Origin of the sequence: Phytopseudomonas argentinensis (genome assembly GCF_900113905.1) — a bacterium.
In the GTDB taxonomy this organism is placed as follows: domain Bacteria; phylum Pseudomonadota; class Gammaproteobacteria; order Pseudomonadales; family Pseudomonadaceae; genus Aquipseudomonas; species Aquipseudomonas argentinensis.
This window is the reverse complement of record NZ_FORC01000002.1, coordinates 124233-141059: the sequence shown is the minus strand read 5'-3', so window position 1 is coordinate 141059 and position 16827 is coordinate 124233. Positions and strand designations below refer to the sequence as shown.

Annotated in this window: 15 protein-coding genes; 6 read left to right on the top strand and 9 right to left on the bottom strand. The window is 63.0% G+C overall.

The window, feature by feature from the left end; all coding sequences use genetic code 11:
• Positions 1–3: 3 nt before the first annotated feature.
• The 3 genes from BM154_RS09165 to BM154_RS09155 all read right to left on the bottom strand — a co-directional run bounded on the left by BM154_RS09165 (position 4) and on the right by BM154_RS09155 (position 3556).
• Positions 4–1320 (bottom strand): aspartate aminotransferase family protein, encoded by a 1317-nt coding sequence (locus tag BM154_RS09165; RefSeq protein ID WP_074882562.1) that lies wholly within the window; start codon positions 1318–1320, stop codon positions 4–6.
• On the bottom strand, positions 1317–2384 hold the full coding sequence (locus tag BM154_RS09160) for a phosphotransferase (RefSeq protein WP_074885224.1): 1068 nt from the start codon (positions 2382–2384) through the stop codon (positions 1317–1319). Before BM154_RS09160 ends, BM154_RS09165 begins: the two co-directional genes overlap by 4 nt.
• A 140-nt stretch (positions 2385–2524) precedes the next feature.
• Positions 2525–3556, bottom strand: a complete 1032-nt coding sequence (locus BM154_RS09155) for an ABC transporter substrate-binding protein (RefSeq protein ID WP_074882561.1) — start codon at positions 3554–3556, stop codon at positions 2525–2527.
• 269 nt (positions 3557–3825) lie between these two features.
• Here BM154_RS09155 and BM154_RS09150 point away from each other — a divergent pair, with 269 nt between their 5' ends.
• Positions 3826–4560: an SDR family NAD(P)-dependent oxidoreductase gene (locus tag BM154_RS09150; protein WP_074882560.1), complete on the top strand. Its 735-nt coding sequence runs from the start codon at positions 3826–3828 to the stop codon at positions 4558–4560.
• 46 nt (positions 4561–4606) lie between these two features.
• Entirely contained in the window at positions 4607–5284 is a 678-nt protein-coding gene (locus tag BM154_RS09145; protein ID WP_074882559.1) for a GntR family transcriptional regulator, read from the top strand.
• Between the two features lie 324 nt (positions 5285–5608).
• On the opposite strand, the gene BM154_RS09140 is transcribed toward BM154_RS09145, so the two are convergent.
• The 3 genes from BM154_RS09140 to BM154_RS09130 form a co-directional block, all read right to left on the bottom strand.
• The gene (locus BM154_RS09140) at positions 5609–6538 is read right to left on the bottom strand and encodes a 2-hydroxyacid dehydrogenase (RefSeq protein ID WP_074882558.1); all 930 of its coding nucleotides are present in this window, start codon (positions 6536–6538) and stop codon (positions 5609–5611) included.
• Between the two features lie 296 nt (positions 6539–6834).
• The gene (gene garD / locus BM154_RS09135) at positions 6835–8391 is read right to left on the bottom strand and encodes a galactarate dehydratase (protein ID WP_074882557.1); all 1557 of its coding nucleotides are present in this window, start codon (positions 8389–8391) and stop codon (positions 6835–6837) included.
• A gap of 70 nt (positions 8392–8461) precedes the next feature.
• On the bottom strand, positions 8462–9817 hold the full coding sequence (locus BM154_RS09130; RefSeq protein ID WP_074882556.1) for an MFS transporter: 1356 nt from the start codon (positions 9815–9817) through the stop codon (positions 8462–8464).
• 173 nt (positions 9818–9990) lie between these two features.
• Here BM154_RS09130 and BM154_RS23800 point away from each other — a divergent pair, with 173 nt between their 5' ends.
• Positions 9991–10215: a hypothetical protein gene (locus tag BM154_RS23800; protein ID WP_139225423.1), complete on the top strand. Its 225-nt coding sequence runs from the start codon at positions 9991–9993 to the stop codon at positions 10213–10215.
• A 16-nt stretch (positions 10216–10231) separates the two neighbouring features.
• On the opposite strand, the gene BM154_RS09125 is transcribed toward BM154_RS23800, so the two are convergent.
• From BM154_RS09125 to kdgD (BM154_RS09115), 3 genes are all read right to left on the bottom strand, one after another.
• Positions 10232–11275 carry a LacI family DNA-binding transcriptional regulator gene (locus BM154_RS09125; protein WP_074882555.1) on the bottom strand — a complete coding sequence of 348 codons (1044 nt, stop codon included), beginning with the start codon at positions 11273–11275 and terminating at the stop codon, positions 10232–10234.
• Positions 11276–11423: 148 nt separating this feature from the next.
• Positions 11424–12335 (bottom strand): 5-dehydro-4-deoxyglucarate dehydratase, encoded by a 912-nt coding sequence (gene kdgD / locus BM154_RS09120; RefSeq protein ID WP_074882554.1) that lies wholly within the window; start codon positions 12333–12335, stop codon positions 11424–11426.
• Between the two features lie 361 nt (positions 12336–12696).
• Positions 12697–13608, bottom strand: a complete 912-nt coding sequence (gene kdgD, locus BM154_RS09115; protein WP_074882553.1) for a 5-dehydro-4-deoxyglucarate dehydratase — start codon at positions 13606–13608, stop codon at positions 12697–12699.
• 370 nt (positions 13609–13978) lie between these two features.
• Here kdgD (BM154_RS09115) and BM154_RS09110 point away from each other — a divergent pair, with 370 nt between their 5' ends.
• The 3 genes from BM154_RS09110 to BM154_RS09100 all read left to right on the top strand — a co-directional run bounded on the left by BM154_RS09110 (position 13979) and on the right by BM154_RS09100 (position 16796).
• The gene (locus BM154_RS09110) at positions 13979–14806 is read left to right on the top strand and encodes an NAD-dependent epimerase/dehydratase family protein (protein WP_074882552.1); all 828 of its coding nucleotides are present in this window, start codon (positions 13979–13981) and stop codon (positions 14804–14806) included.
• Between the two features lie 39 nt (positions 14807–14845).
• Positions 14846–15739: an SMP-30/gluconolactonase/LRE family protein gene (locus BM154_RS09105; protein ID WP_074882551.1), complete on the top strand. Its 894-nt coding sequence runs from the start codon at positions 14846–14848 to the stop codon at positions 15737–15739.
• Positions 15740–15821: 82 nt separating this feature from the next.
• Complete coding sequence (locus tag BM154_RS09100) at positions 15822–16796, top strand: TRAP transporter substrate-binding protein (protein WP_074885222.1); 975 nt, start codon at positions 15822–15824, stop codon at positions 16794–16796.
• The last annotated feature ends 31 nt before the right edge of the window (positions 16797–16827 follow it).

Sequence of the window (16827 nt, the reverse complement as noted above, 5' to 3'; positions counted from 1 at the left end):
GGCTCAAGCCAGCGCCTGCAGCGCCTCGTCCAGCGCCGCGATCAACAGATCGGCGTGGGCCTGCTCGAATACCAGCAACGGCCGGATCTTGAGGATGTTCTCCAGCGGCCCGGCTGCGCTGATCAGCACGCCGCGCTCGCGCATGCCGTTGACCACGCGCTTGGCCTGCTCGGCCGCCGGCGCCTTGCTGGTACGGTCGCTCACCAGTTCGACACCGATGAACATCCCTGCTGCGCGCACATCGCCGATCAGTTCGTGGCGCTGCGCCAGCTGGTGTATGCCGGCCAGCAGATAGCTGCCGATCTGCGCCGCGCGCTGCTGCAGGGCCTCATCACGGATCACCTCCAGCACCGCCTGCGCGGCCGCGCAGGACACCGGATTGCCGCCAAAGGTATTGAAGTAGCGCATGCTGCGGCCGAAGGGTTCGAGCACCTCGGGGCGCACCACCACACCGGCGATCGGCTGGCCGTTGCCCATGGGCTTGCCGAGGCTGACCAGATCAGGCCTCACGCCATGGCGCTGGAAACCCCACATGTGCGAACCGGTGCGAGCGAAGCCGCACTGCACTTCATCGGCGATATACAGCAGCCCTCCGGCCTGGGCGACCGCGACCGCTTCGGCGATACAGCCTTCGGGCCCTGCGAAGATGCCATCGCTGGCGAAGATGCCGTCGATCAAAAGCGCCGCCGGCTTGATGCCGTGGGCGCGCAGATCGGCGATAGCGGCGCGCACGTCGTCGGCGAACAGCCTGCCCGCCTGCGGCCCGAGGCGATAGACATCGGGAGCCCGCACGCTACGGGCATGGGCAGGAAGCTGGATGCTCGCACCAAGGGACGGCGACAGCGCGGAAATATCGCCGGTCACCCCGTGGTAGGCGAAATTGGTGACGATCACTCCGCTGCCACCGGTGTAGTGACGGGCGATGCGCAGCGCCAGGTCGTTGGCCTCGCTGCCGGTGCAGGTGAACATCACCTGCTCGAGCCCGGCCGGAAAAGTCGCTAGCAGCTGCTCGGCGTAATCGAGAATGCCTTCCTGCAGGTAGCGGGTATGGGTATTGAGCAGCGCTGCCTGCTCGGCAATCGCCTGCACCACCCGCGGGTGACAGTGGCCGATGGATGCCACGTTGTTATAGGCGTCCAGGTAGCGCCGCCCCGCGGCATCGTACAGCCACACCCCCTCACCCCGCACTGTGTGCAGCGGGCGCTCGTAGAACAGCCGATAGGCCGGGCCGAGCAGCCGCTCGCGGCGCTCGATGAGGCGGCGTTCCCTCTCATTCAGTCGTTCGGCATCCGCCGCACTGAATCCGTTGATCATGCTCATGGCTGCGAGACTCCCCGACAGGCCTGATGGATACGTTGGCGCACCCGCCCAGGCTCGATGGCTGCCAGGCCGCGCAGGCTGGCACTGGCCTGAGGCACGTTGCGCAGGATGTAGTCGCGATTTTCCGGGTGCAGGCTGGCGCGCCAGGCGGTGATGCCGATGGTCATCACCAGCCGCGTGGCGATCAGCTCGCCAAGGATATCCAGTTCCTCTTCCTGCAGCGGGTTGCGGCGGTGATAGGCGGCCACGAAATCCAGCGCCGGCGCCAGCACGTCACCCTCATGACCCAGCTGGTAGGCCGCCGCCACGCCGACCTCATTGATCAGCGGCGCCTCGACCATGTCGCCGAAGTCGATGATGTTCAGCAGGCGCTCAGGCTGCCGGGGATCGATGATGACGTTGTGCGGATTGAGGTCGTTGTGGATCACCTGCCGACGCAGCGCCGGGTAACGCGGCAACGCCCGTGCCTCGAAGGCATCCAGCGCCTCGCTCACCAGCGCTCTCAACGGCGTGTCACCGATATGCGCCAGCAGCGGCCGCAACCGAGCGGCCTGCTGCATGTCCCAGAGCAGCTCGTGCCCAGATGCCGGATGCCGAACGTCGGCCAGCGCCCGGTCGAGCCGCGCCATGGCGTCGCCCAGGTTATGCCGCAAGGTGGCGCTGCGCGCCCTGACCTGATGCAGCGCCAGCCCCTCGACGAACGACAGCAGGCGCACCAGCATGCTCTGGCCGTCGATATCGACCAAGGCCTGGTAGCGGCCGTCACGCGCGGCGTGCACGCGCTGCACCGGCAGCTCGGGATCGGCGCGCTGGATCTGCAGCAGCGCCTGGTTCTGGAAATCCACCACCTGGGGGCTCTCCAGCGGGTGGGAAATCTTCAGCAGGTAGGAACTACCATCAGCACAGGTGAGCTGGAAATTCAGATCGCGCTCGCCGGCCAGGGGGCGAACGCTACCCAGCACGGCAAAGCGCTCGCTGGCGATGATGCTGGCACGCACGGCGCTGACCTGCGCCGGCTGCGCCTGCAAGAGGGGGTCATGCACAAGCTGGGTATTCAGCGACACATCCACATACTCCGCCAAGATTTTGCTTATCGTTCAATTCGCGTTACTGCCTATTGCCGCAACTCAGCCAGTGCAAGCGAGCGATGCCCGAAAATTTCGCGGGCATGGCCCGCTCCCACTGCTGAAGTCTGCTTCGTCGCTTACTTGCTGGCCCAGGCGTTGAAGCGCTGCTCCAGATCCTCGCCGTGGTCGATCCAGAACTCGATATCCATGGCGCGGGCGTTCTTCAGGTTCTGCGGCGCGGTCGGCAGGCTGCCCCGTATCGCCGGGTCGATCAGTGCCATGGTGTGGGTGTTGGTCGGACCGTAGGGAATGCCCTCGGCATAGACCTTCTGCAGCGGCGGCGTGCTGGCCATGGCAATGAACTTCTCGGCCAGTTGCTTGTTCTTGCTGCCCTTGACGATGGCCCAGTGGTCGAGGTCGTAAAGGCTGCCGTTCCATTGCATGACGAAGTCGCGGCCTTCATTCTGCGCCGTGGTCACGCGACCGTTGTAGGCCGAGGTCATGACCACGTCACCGGCGGCCAGCCATTGCAGCGGCTGCGCCCCGGCTTCCCACCACTGGATGCTGGGCTTGAGCTGGTCGAGCTTGCGGAATGCCCGCTCGACGCCCGCCTCGGTGCCCAGCACCTGGTACAAATCGGCCGGTGCCACGCCGTCGGCGAGCAGGGCGAACTCCAGGGTGAATTTCGCACCGCGACGCAGGCCACGCTTGCCGGGGAATTTCTGCACATCCCAGAAATCCGCCCAGCCCGCAGGAGCGCCCTGCAGCTTGCTGCTGTCGTAGGTAAGCACCGTCGACCAGATGAAAATCCCGGCACCGCAATCACTCACCGCCTCGGGAATGAAATCCTCACGCTTGCCGATCTTCGCCCAGTCCAGCGGTTCGAACAGCCCTTCACTGCAACCCCGGATCAGTTCCGGGGTCTCCACTTCAACGACGTCCCAGGAAACCTGCCCGGTATCGGCCATGACCTTGATCTTGGCCATCTCGCCGTTGTACGCGGAGGCTTCGATCTGCACCTTTTCGCGTGCCTCGAAGGGTTTGTAGAAGGCTGTTTCCTGAACCACCTTGTTGTCACCGCCAAAGGAAACCACGGTGAGTTTTTCAGCGGCGTGCACGGCAGTTGCGCTGCAGGTGATAGCGATCAGTAGTGCGGTTTTCTTGAACATTGAGGGATGCTCCTGGCAGAGCCGAGGCTCTGGTGGGTAAGGGCAGCTTCAAGGCAGAAACACCGATGCTTTACCGACAAGAACCATTGGGTTGCTGAACCCGGCGCTGAGGAGCCAAGCATGTCCATCAGGCCATCTACTTGTTGTTATTGGCGTGCACGGCAAATGGATTAAAGCACTCCAAAATTTATGATGCATCATATTTTTTATTCAGGGATGATCAGAGCAACTACAGTGCTTGCGCGAGCCCTCGAATCCGGAGATATGCCATGAGCGATCAGAAAACCCTGCTGCTGACCGGCGCCAGCCGCGGCATCGGCCATGCCACGGTCAAGCACTTCAATGCCGCGGGCTGGCGTATCTTCACCGCCTCGCGCCATGACTGGGTGGCCGAGTGCCCGTGGGCCGAAGGCAAGCTCAACCATATACATCTCGATCTCGAGGACATCGAACACCTGCAGGAGAGCCTGCCGCTGATCCGCGAGAAGCTCGGCGGGCGGCTGGATGCGCTGGTCAACAACGCCGGTGTGTCGCCCAAGGGCGAGGATGGCCAGCGCCTCGGCGTGCTGGGCAGCGACTACGCGACCTGGACCAAGGTGTTCAACGTCAACCTGTTCTCCACGGCCCTGCTCGCCCGAGGTCTGTTCGACGAATTGAAGGCGGCCCAGGGCAGCATCATCAACGTCACCTCCATCGCCGGCTCACGGGTGCACCCTTTCGCCGGCTCCGCCTATGCCGCCTCCAAGGCCGGGCTGGCGGCGCTGACCCGCGAGATGGCCCATGAATTCGGCTGTCATGGGGTGCGCGTCAACGCCATCGCGCCGGGTGAGATCGACACCTCGATCCTCTCGTCGGGCACCGAACAGATCGTCGAGCGCGACATTCCCATGCACCGCCTCGGCAAGCCCGAGGAAGTGGCCTCGCTGGTGTACTTTCTCTGCACCTCCGGAGCCACTTACGTCAATGGCGCGGAAATCCACGTCAATGGCGGCCAGCACGTGTGAGCCGCCGGGGTAGAATCGCGCGGCCCGCGCCTCGGAAGTCACCAGCATGAAATACCCCATCGACGGTCTCAGCCACAGCTATCTGGGCAGCGGCGTTTACGCCCTGCTGCGCGAGGCGCTGATCACTGGCCGCTTCCAGCCGGACGATCGCCTGCGCATCCGCGACCTGGCCGAACAGTTGGGCACCAGCGTCACGCCGGTACGCGACGCCATCCTGCAGCTGGCGAAGGAAAAGGCGCTGATCCTCAAGACCCCGCGCGACATCCGTGTGCCGGTTCTGACCCAGGAGCAGTACGCGGAAATCCGCAGCATTCGCCTGGCACTCGAGGGCCTGGCGGCGGAAACGGCGGCCGCCAAGGTGACTGCCGAACAGTTGCAGATGCTCGAGCGCACCATTCGCGACAACCTGGAGGCCGTGCACAGTGGCGACCTGATCGCGGCACTGAAGCTCAACCAGGCCTTCCACTTCGCCCTGGCCGATATCGCCGGCATGCCGCTGCTGCGCGATGTGCTCGACAGTCTGTGGATGCGCACCGGCCCGCTGATTGCCCGGGCCTACGGCGACTTCAACGAACGCATGGCCATCGAGCACCATTGGGAAGTGTTGCGTGCGCTGGAAAAAGGCGATGGCGCGGCGGCACGTCAGGCGATCTGCACCGACATTCTCGATGGCAATCAGGTGATGATGGCGTTCATTGCAAGGCGTGAGGCCACGGTGGCCTAGAGAACCGGTGCGCTTGTGGCGCACCGGGTGACGCTCAAGGGTAGAAACCGCGGTCGGGCTTGTGGCCCGGCGCGTATAAGCGAAGCCGCTTGCACGGCTCACCTATTCGGTCAGAACTTGTTCACGATCTAGCGAGCTAGAGCCCTGCCAGGCAGAAACAGGCGAGGAAGCGGCAGGGGGCGCGGCCGACTGTACGGGTGTACATGAGCATGACTCGCTCCGCTCGCTCCTTCAGAGCCGCGCTAAAGCGCGTTAGCCGCAAGCGGCTTCCGAGCCTGTTTTTAACGCCGCAGGGCCGACGCGCAGCAGATAGTGAGCATGTTCTCAGAGCGGGGTGATCAGCTCACCACGCTCGATAAAGGTATCGAGATTATCGAACACCAGGTTCTCCATGGCCAGCCGGGTTTCCTCGGTGGCGCTGCCGACGTGGGGCAACAGCACCACATTGGGCATGCCGAACAGCGCCTCGGGCACCCTTGGCTCGTCCTCGAACACATCCAGCCCCGCCCCGCCGAGCGTGCCGGCTTGTAGCGCGGCAACCAGGGCCTGCTCGTCCACCACGCTGCCGCGAGAGATGTTCACCAGAATGCCCTCGGCGCCCAGGGCCGCGAGTACATCGGCATCGATCAGATGATGGGTGGACGCACCACCCGGGCAGGCCAGTACCAGGAAGTCGGCCCAGCTTGCCAGCGCCTTGAGATCGGCCTCATAGCCGTAATCGGTGCTAGGGTCAGGGCGACGGTTGTGATAGCGGATCTGCAGATCGAAACCCGCAGCGCGCTTGGCGATCTCCTTGCCGATCCGCCCGAAGCCAACGATACCCAGCTTCTTGCCGCTGACCTTGCGGGTCAGCGGGTACTGGCCCTTGAGCCACTTGCCCTGGCGCACGTGTTGATCGGCTGCGGCGAATTGCCGGGCAGTGTCGATCAGCAGGCCCATGGCCGTATCGGCCACGCAAGCGTTGAGCACCTCCGGCGTGGTGCTGATCGGGATGCCGCGGGCCTTGGCCTCCGCGACGGCAATCGAATCGTAACCGACGCCAAAGCTGCAAATGGCCTTGAGGTTGGGCATCTGCGCAAGCTGCTCGGCCGAGCAGCCATAGCGCGCCGAGGTGACGACAATATCGATCTCGGCGCCGCGCTCGGCGAGCATATCCTGCTGCTCCCACAGGCGGATCAGTTGATAGTCACGCTGTAGGCGCTCGTTGAAACGCGGCGGAAAACGACCGACCTGAAGCACGGTGGGGCGACTCATGCAGCTCTCCTGTCGTGGATAACGAAGTGCGGATGATACCTGCCGTGGCACGGGCGAACGCAACGCGGCTCGGCATCTCCTCGGAAAAGAACCCCCTTCAAGTCTTGCGAGCTAGAGCCCTACTAGGCCTAGGCGGCCCCGCAAAAACAGGCGGGGAAGCGGCAGGGGCCGCGGCCGACTGTACTCTCGCTCCGCTCGCTCCTTCAGAGCCGCGCTAAAGCACGTTAGCCGCAAGCGGCTTCCGAGCCTGTTTTTAACGCCGCAGGGCCGACGCGCAGCTGACTTGGAGCGGGCTCTCAGGTCACCGGAGCGGGATTGAACAGCACCAGGTCATTGTGCAGACGATGCTTCTCTGCCCAGGTCTGCTTCTTGCCACTGGCGACATCCAGATAGAGCTGGAAGATGTGCCAGCCCATTTCATCGAGCGTCATGCGCCCGGAAGTGATCTGCCCGGCATCCACGTCGATCAGGTCCGGCCAGCGCTCAGCCAGCTGGGTACGCGTGGCCACCTTGATCACCGGCACCATGGACAGCCCGTAAGGCGTACCGCGGCCGGTGGTGAAGATGTGCAGGTTCATGCCGGCGGCCAGTTGCAGGGTGCCGCAAATGAAGTCGCTGGCCGGCGTGGCGCAGAACCACAGGCCCTTGCCGCGGATCCGCTCGCCTGGCGCGACCACCCCGGCAATCGGGCTGTTGCCGGACTTGGCAATGGAGCCCATGGCCTTCTCGACGATGTTGTTCAGGCCACCCTTCTTGTTGCCGGGGGTGGTGTTGGCACTGCGGTCGGCCATGCCGCGTTCCAGGTAGCGGTCGTACCAATCCATCTCGCGGATCAGTGCATCGGCGACCTCCACGCTGGCCGCACGTGGCGTGAGCAGATGAATACCGTCGCGCACTTCGGTGTTTTCCGAGAACATCACCGTGGCGCCGGCCCGCACCAGCAGGTCGGCCGCCACACCCAGCGCCGGGTTGGCGGTGATGCCGGAAAAGGCGTCACTGCCACCGCACTGCATGCCCACCACCAGCTCGCTGGCCGGACAGGTTTCGCGGCGACGCTGGTCGAGCACCTTCAGGCGCGTCTCGATCATCGCCATGATCTCTTCGACCATGCCGGTGAAGCCGGTGCTGGAGTCCTGCAGGCGGAACAACCATTCCTCCTCGTCCATGCCGTTGGTGAGCGGGTCGCCATCCATCAGCTGGTTGGCCTGCAGCTTTTCGCAGCCCAGGCTGATCACCAGGGCCTGGCCGCCCAGGTTGGGGTTGCGGCTGATGTTGTAGAGGGTGCGGATCGGCACCACGGCGTCCGGCGCGTTGATCGCCACGCCGCAACCATAGCTGTGCGACAGCGGCACCACGTCGTCGACGTTCGGGTACTTGGGCAGGATTTCCTTGCGCACCCGGTCGACACAATGGTCGAGCACGCCCACCACGCACTGCACCGTGGTGGTCACGCCGAGGATGTTGCGCGTGCCGACGCTGCCGTCGGGGTTGCGGAAACCTTCGAAGGTGTAGCCCTCCAGCGGCTCGGGCGCCGGGGTCTTGATGGTCGCCTTGGGCAGGTTGTCCAGCACTGGCGGCTCGGGCATGCGCAGCAGCGCCTCGGTTACCCAGGTGCCCGCAGCAATGGGATTCAGGGCATAGCCGATCACTTCGCCGTAGCGCACCACGTTGCCGCCTTCGGGGATCGCCACCAGCGATACCTTGTGGCTCTGCGGAATTCCCTCAAGCGCCTCCAGGCCATCGGCGAAACGGCCACCGGCTGCCACTCCCTGCTCGTTGACCACCACGCCGACATTGTCGTCGGCGTGCAGGCGGATGTATCGCGGCGAGTCCTGATGTTGAATGAGATCCATGGGGCTAATCCTTTTCTTGTTGTAGAAACGGCTTCACGGCTTCGCCTGCCAGGCGAAGCCGTGAGCGGGTTCAGCTTGCCGAGGCAGGCGAAGCCTGATCGTTGATCGCCTGTCCATGCTCATCCTTGAGCACCACACGCTGAATGCGACCGACGATGAACAGGTAGCTGAACACCGCGACCAGGGCGTTGGCGCCCACGTACACCAGTGCCCACTTGAACGAGCCGGTGGCGCTGATGATGTAGCCGATGACGATTGGTGTGGTGATCGAGGCGATATTGCCGAAGGTGTTGAACAGGCCGCCGGACAGGCCGGCGATCTGCTTGGGCGAGGTGTCCGACACCACGGCCCAGCCGAGGGCGCCGAGGCCCTTGCCGAAGAACGCCAGGGTCATGAAACCGACCACCATCCACTCGGCCGACACGTAGTTGCACAGCACCATGCTGGTCGACAGCATCAGCCCGCAGACGATCGGCAGCTTGCGCGCCAGGGTCAGGCTGTGACCGCGACGCAGCAGCCAATCGGAGATCACCCCGCCGAGCACGCCACCGACAAAACCCATGATCGCCGGCAGGGAGGCGATGAAGCCGGCCTTGAGAATGGTCATGCCGCGCTCCTGCACCAGGTAGACCGGGAACCAGGTGAGGAAGAAGTAGGTGATGGCGTTGATGCAGTACTGGCCCAGGTATACGCCGACCATCATGCGATTGGTCAGCAGCTGAGCGATGTAATTCCACTTCGGCCCGCCCTTGCCCTTGTTGGCCTGATCCATGTCGACCAGACCACCGTTATTGGCGATATGCTCGATTTCGGCGGCGCTGACACGGGGGTGTTCCTTGGGGTTGTAGATGGTCTTCATCCAGATGCCGGCGAAGACGATACCCAGCACGCCCATGACCACGAACACATGTTCCCAACCGAACGAATAGACGATCCAGCCCATCAACGGCGCGAACAGTGCGGTAGCGAAATACTGCGCCGAGTTGAAGATTGCCGACGCGGTGCCCCGCTCTGCCGTCGGGAACCAGGCCGCGACGATACGCGCGTTACCCGGGAACGACGGTGCCTCGGCGAAGCCGACCATGAAGCGCAGCACGAACAGGGTCACCACCGCCCAGGCCACCGGCATCATGCCGACGAAGCCCTGCAGCAGGGTGAACAGCGACCAGATGAAGATGCCCGCGGCATACACGCGCTTGGAACCGAAACGGTCGAGCAGCCAGCCACCCGGGATCTGCCCGATCACATAGGCCCAGCCGAAAGCGGAAAAGATATAGCCGAGGGTTACCGCGTCGATGCCCAGATCCTTCTGCATGCTGGAGCCAGCGATGGAAATGGTGGCGCGGTCGGCGTAGTTGATGGTGGTGACCAGAAACAGCATCAGCAGTATCAGGTACCGGACGTGGGTTTTCTTTGCGTCTCCCATGGAGATCTCACCTCAATGTTATTTTTATTACTGACAGGCGCGTGCGGACGCGCCAGCCGCCCAAGGGCGGGGTCATGAAGTCTGAAACAGGGTTGGGTCTGGCCGGCTAGCTCGTGGCAGCAGCCGTCGCGACACCCGGATAGGGTCTCGAGGCGTTGGTCGCAGACAGGGACATGCGCAAGCTGCCCGTATGGGGGCATGGGACGGGTGTGCGGATACTGTTTTTCACGGCTTTATTATCCTTATTGGCTGACAGCGTCTCCTGCGCTGATCAGCAATCCATGATTGCGCAATCAATCCACCAGGAAACAAGCCGTCATGCAGTTCGCTACAAGACTGACTTTACTATGATTGCGCAATCATTCAAGCAAAATATTAGTTTGTTGTCAGTTGTCTGACGAGGTGCGAATTCGCTCAGGTGGTTTCCCGGTCAATCAGCGTGAAACCGCTGTCCAGCCGTACCGGTTGCTGTTCGTTGCCCTCGCGAAAACGCTGCAGCAACGCGCTGGCAACTTGCTTGCCCATGCGCCGACCATCGACGTTCACAGTGGAAAGCGCCGGGTGAAGGTGGGCAGCGCTGGACAAGTCACCAAAGCCCATCACGGCCAGCTGGCCAGGCACGGCGATGCCCCTGCTCGCCGCCTCCGCCAGGATGCCTTGGGCCACGGTGTCGGAACTGCACACGATCACCTGCGGTGCATGGCCGTCGGCGAGCAGCTGGCGCAGCCCTTCCCTTCCGCTTTGCAGGGTGGCCGGCGCGGCGAGCACTGCCATGGGCACCTCATCAATGCCCAGTGTTCTGAGCTGATCGATCACGCTGCTGCCGCGCTTGAGCGCTCGGGAATCGTCGACCGAAACGATGGCGAAACGGCGATAGCCCTTGCCGTGCAGGTGATTGGCAATCGCCTGGCCAACCTTCTCGTGGGAAAAGCCCACCTGCATGTCGATGGGCGACGCGCTGAGATCCCAGGCCTCGACCACCGGAATGCCCGCTGCCTGCAGGCGCAGCCGGCTCTGCTCGGTATGCAGAGTGCCGGTGAGTACGATTCCATCCGGGCGCCGGCCCAGCACCGCGCCGAGCAGGTGCTCTTCCTGCTCTGCGCTATAGCCGGTCAGACCGATCATGGTCTGATAGCCCGCTGCGGTCAGGTGATCCATCAGCGACTGCACGGTTTCGGCAAAGATCGAGTGCGCGATGGTCGGCACGAAGATGGCGACCAGCCGGCTCTTGTTCGAGGCCAGGCCGCCGGCCAACATGTTTGGCACATAACCAGTCACCCGCACCGCCTCGAGCACCTTCTTGCGAGCGTCCTCGCTGACCACTTCGGGCCGGTGCAACGCACGCGACACGGTGATCGGCGAAACACCGGCGACCTTGGCCACATCGATCAGCGTCACGCTCGCGCCCTTGCTCGATGGCGTGCCGGAAGATGAAACGCGAGAAGATTTCTTTGCCATGACGGGCCGCGGGTTGTGCGAGAGAAGCCGCATCTTAACCAGCACACCCGGCAGTAACTAGAGATTGGGCCGCAAACGGCTGCTGGCCGATAAACGCAAAAGCCCGGGCAAAGGCCCGGGCTTCGTTATGCCACCAACGGCGGGACGCTTATTGCGCGCCCTGGGCGTCGATCAATGCTGCCAGTTTTTCGTACTCGGCCGGCAGCAGGTCGGTGAGCGGCGCACGAACCGGGCCGGCATCGTAACCGGCGATCTTCGCGCCCGCCTTGACGATACTCACCGCATAGCCGGATTTCAGGTTACGGATATCCAGGTAGGGCAAGAAGAAGTCATCGATGATCTTGGCCACGGTGGCATGATCTTCCTTGGCGATCGCCCGGTAGAAGTCCATCGCGGTTTTCGGGATGAAATTGAACACCGCCGAGGAGTAGACCGGCACGCCCAGGGCCTTGTAGGCCGCGGCGTAGACTTCCGCGGTCGGCAGGCCGCCCAGGTAGGTCAGGCGCTCGCCCAGGCGACGACGGATCGACACCATCAGTTCGATATCGCCCAGGCCGTCCTTGTAGCCGATCAGGTTCGGGCAACGCTCAGCCAATTGTTCGAGCAGCGGCGCGGTCAGGCGGCAGACGTTGCGGTTGTAGACCACCACGCCGATATTCACCGATTTGCAGACCTGCTCGACGTGGGCGGCAACGCCCTCCTGGGAGGCTTCGGTCAGGTAGTGCGGCAGCAACAGCAGGCCCTTGGCGCCCAGGCGCTCGGCTTCCTGGGCGTACTGGATGGCCTGGCGAGTCGAGCCACCGACGCCAGCCAGAATCGGCACGCTGCCGGCGCAGGTATCGACGGCGGTCTTGATCACCGACGAATACTCGTCGGCAGCCAGGGAGAAGAATTCACCGGTACCGCCAGCGGCGAACAGCGCGGTGGCGCCGTAAGGAGCCAGCCACTCCAGACGACGAACATAGCCGGCCGGGTTGAATTCACCCGCGGCGTCGAAGTCGGTCAGCGGGAAGGACAGCAGGCCGGAGGAAAGGACGGTTTTTAGTTCTTGTGGAGTCATTCTTCTTACACCCATGGAGGAAAACGTTAGGGGGTCGTTGCCGACCAGATGAAGTCATACGTTATCGTACAACTGTAAAAAAGCCAAGCCTTCCAGAATCGTTTTCCGGTCGCTGCAGGGATTTATCCGGGTGTTCTGCAGAAATGCCGGCAGATCGTAGAAGCCTGAGTGATCGCGACAAACCCAAGCACTGCTGTCGCCTCCGTTAGCACAGGCCTTACCCGGCCAGGTAGCTGTCCATCAAATCGCATCGCGGGCATGGCCCGCTCCCACAGGCTCCAACTACTCTGGATGGCTAGAAGCCTTGGGATGCAAAAAGGCCGCTGTAAACAGCGGCCCTTTCGAGAGACGGTGCAGGTGCTTATTGCGCGCCTTGCGCCTTGATCAGTGCGGCCAGCTTCTCGTACTCGTCCGGCAGCAAGTCGGTCAGTGGGGCACGAACCGGGCCGGCATCGTAGCCGGAGATCTTCGCGCCCGCCTTGACGATGCTTACCGCGTAACCGGCCTTGCGGTTACGGATGTCCAGGTACGGCAGGAAGAAGTCGTCGATGATCTTGCCGACGGTGGCGTGATCGTCCTTGGCGATGGCGTGGTAGAAGTCCATCGCGGTTTTCGGTATGAAGTTGAACACCGCCGAGGAATAGACCGGCACGCCCAGGGCCTTGTAGGCCGCGGCGTAGACTTCCGCGGTCGGCAGGCCGCCAAGGTAGCTGAAGCGATCGCCCAGGCGACGGCGGATCGATACCATCAGCTCGATGTCGCCCAGGCCGTCCTTGTAGCCGATCAGGTTCGGGCAACGCTCGGCCAGTTGCTCGAGCAGCGGCGCGGTCAGGCGGCAGACGTTGCGGTTGTAGACCACCACGCCGATCTTCACCGATTTGCAGACCTGCTCGACGTGGGCGGCAACGCCCTCCTGGGAGGCTTCGGTCAGGTAGTGCGGCAGCAACAGCAGGCCCTTGGCGCCCAGGCGCTCGGCTTCCTGGGCGTACTGGATGGCCTGGCGAGTCGAGCCACCGACGCCAGCCAGAATCGGCACGCTGCCGGCGCAGGTATCGACGGCGGTCTTGATCACCGACGAATACTCGTCGGCCGCCAGGGAGAAGAATTCACCGGTACCGCCGGCGGCGAACAGCGCGGTCGCACCATAAGGGGCCAGCCACTCGAGGCGGCGCACGTAGCCTGCAGGATTGAATTCGCCTTGGGCATCGAAATCGGTCAGCGGGAAGGACAGCAGACCGGAGGAGAGGACGGTTTTTAATTCTTGTGGGGTCATTCTTCGAATACCTGTAGCACGTGTGGAAAAGAAGCAGCCGCTGGCTGGTAGAGATACGTTATCGTACGACAATCAGTAAAACCATACCCCATTCAACCTTTTACTGCTTCTGCAACGGTCATTAAAGGCAATAGCGTCTTGATTGTCTCGCAAACGGCGGTGACCGGACGGTCATTTTACGCACCTTGAAAAGCCCGACAAATGCAGCCTCGACGCGCGGCTGACAGCCTCTTGGGGATTGACCTGAAGTGCAGAGGTTTTTTTTGGCATCGCGTTGACAGCGCAATCGGAGGCTGTTGATAATCCTCTCACGTCATACGACAACCGATAACAAGCTCTCCATAAAAACAAACCAGAGACCGCTTACGCCATGACTACCACTTCCAATGCGCAACCGCCCTTCCATCGCCTGCTGCTCACTGGCGCGGCAGGCGGATTGGGCAAAGTGCTGCGCGAGCGCCTGCAGCCACTGACCGAAATTCTGCGCCTTTCCGACATCGCCGAAATGGCGCCGGCCGAAGGCCCGCACATCGAAGTGCAGATCTGCGATCTGGCCGACAAGCAGGCCGTTCATCAGCTGGTCGAAGGTGTCGACGCCATCCTGCACTTTGGTGGGGTTTCGGTGGAGCGACCGTTCGAGGAAATCCTCGGCCCGAACATCAGTGGCGTATTCCATATCTATGAAGCGGCGCGTCGCCATGGCGTCAAACGCGTGATCTTCGCCAGCTCCAACCATGTCATCGGCTTCCACAAACAGACCGACACCATCGACGCCAACGCCCCGCGGCGCCCGGATGGCTACTACGGCCTGTCGAAGTCCTACGGCGAGGACATGGCCAGCTTCTACTTCGATCGCTACGGCATCGAGACGGTCAGCATCCGCATCGGCTCCTCGTTCACCGAGCCGCTCAACCGCCGCATGATGAGCACCTGGCTCAGCTACGACGACCTGGTGCAACTGATCGAACGCGGCCTCACCACACCAGACGTCGGCCACACCGTGGTTTACGGCGCCTCGGCCAACAAGACCGTCTGGTGGGACAACAGTAAGGCCGCCCACTTGGGCTTCGAACCCAAGGACACCTCGGAAGTCTTCCGCGACAAGGTCGAGGCCCAGCCTCCAGTGCCGGCAGACGATCCCAACGCCCTTTATCACGGTGGCGCCTTCACGGCAGCCGGCCCGTTCGGCGACGACTGATCCCGCGCCTCCCTCGATAACAATAACAAGAGGTCGGATATGCCCAAGCAAGCCGAACTTATTCTCGACGCCCGCAATGCCGTAGGCGAAAGCCCGGTATGGAGCCCGTGGGATCAGGCCCTGTACTGGGCCGACATTCCCAACAAGCGCCTGTATCGCTGGAGCCTGGCGGACGCCAGCACGCAAAGCTGGGAAGCCGACGAAATGCTCGCCTGTATCGCCCAGCGCGCCGATGGCAGCTGGGTCGCCGGCATGCAGAGCGGCATCTTCCAACTGACCGCCGGCCAAGACGGCCGCCTGAGCGGCGAACGCCTGGTCGAGGTCAGCCATGCTCGCGAGCAGATGCGCTTCAACGATGGTCGCTGCGACCGCCAGGGGCGCTTCTGGGCCGGCAGCATGCTGATGGACATGGCCGCCGGCGCCAGTGTCGGCGCGCTGTATCGCTATGACGGCGCCGGCCAGGCCACCCTGCCGGTGCTGCTCGACGAGCTGATCGTGCCCAACGGCCTGGGCTTCAGCCCGGACGGGCGCATCATGTACCTGTCTGACTCGCATCCTTCGGTGCAGGCAATCTGGGCCTTCGATTACGACATCGACAGCGGCACACCGCACAACCGCCGCCTGTTCGTCGACATGAACGACTACCCCGGCCGCCCGGATGGCGCCGCGGTGGACGCCGATGGCTGCTACTGGATCTGTGGCAACGATGCCGGCCTGATTCACCGCTTCACCCCGGCCGGGCGTCTCGATCGCTCGCTGGAAGTGCCGGTGAAGAAGCCGACCATGTGCGCCTTTGGTGGCACCAATCTGGACACCCTGTTCGTCACCTCGATTCGCCCGGGCGGCAACCTGGACGATCAACCACTGGCCGGCGGCGTTTTCGCTCTGCAACCCGGCGTCAGTGGCCTTGCAGAAACCCCGTTCGGACACTGACACCCATCCGGTCCCCAGCGACTCGAGAGGCGCCAGACGCTACACAATGCTGCACACCAACAACAACAAAACGGAGCTTCACATGAACTTCAAGCGCAAGTTGCTCATCGCCGCACTCCCGCTGGCACTCGGCTTGTCCAGCCTGGCCCAGGCCGACATCACCCTGAAGATCGCTGAAATCCACCCTGCCGGTTACCCGACCGTGGTGGCCATGGAAAACCTCGGCAAGAAACTCGATACCGCCACCAATGGCGAGATCAAATCGCGCATGTTCGCTGGCGGCGTACTGGGCTCCGAGAAGGAAGTGATCGAACAGACCCAGATCGGGGCCGTACAGCTGACCCGCGTCAGCCTCGGTTCGGTCGGCTCGGTGGTGCCGGCCACCAACGTCTTCAACATGCCGTTCGTGTTCCGCGACATCGACCACATGCGCAAGGTGGTGGACGGTGAAATCGGCCAGGAAATCCTCGATTCCATCACCAACTCCGACTTCAACATGGTCGGCCTGGCGTGGATGGAAGCCGGCAGCCGCAGCCTCTACACCAAGAAGCCGGTGCGCAAGATCGAAGACCTCAAGGGCATGAAGATCCGCGTGATCGGCAACCCGCTGTTCATCGACACCCTCAACGCCATGGGCGGCAACGGCATCGCCATGGACACCGGTGAAATCTTCAGCGCCCTGCAGAGCGGTGTGATCGACGGCGCCGAGAACAACTCGCCGACCCTGCTCGAGCACAACCACTTCCGCGTGGCCAAGTACTACACCCAGACGCACCACCTGATCCTGCCCGAGCCGCTGCTGATGTCCAAGACCGCCTGGGAGAAGCTGACTCCGGAGCAGCAGACCCTGGTCAAGAAACTGGCCAAGGAAGCGCAGCTGGAAGAGCGTGATCTGTGGGTCGCCAAGGAAAACGCGTCCAACGAGAAGCTCAAGGCCGAAGGCGTCGAGTTCATCGAAATCGACACCAAGCCTTTCTACGACGCCACCGCTCCGGTGCGTGAGAAGTACGGCGCGCAGTACGCCGACCTGATCAAGCGCATCGAAGCCGTCAAGTAATCCCTCGCGCAAGCGTACGGAGCCGGCGTCC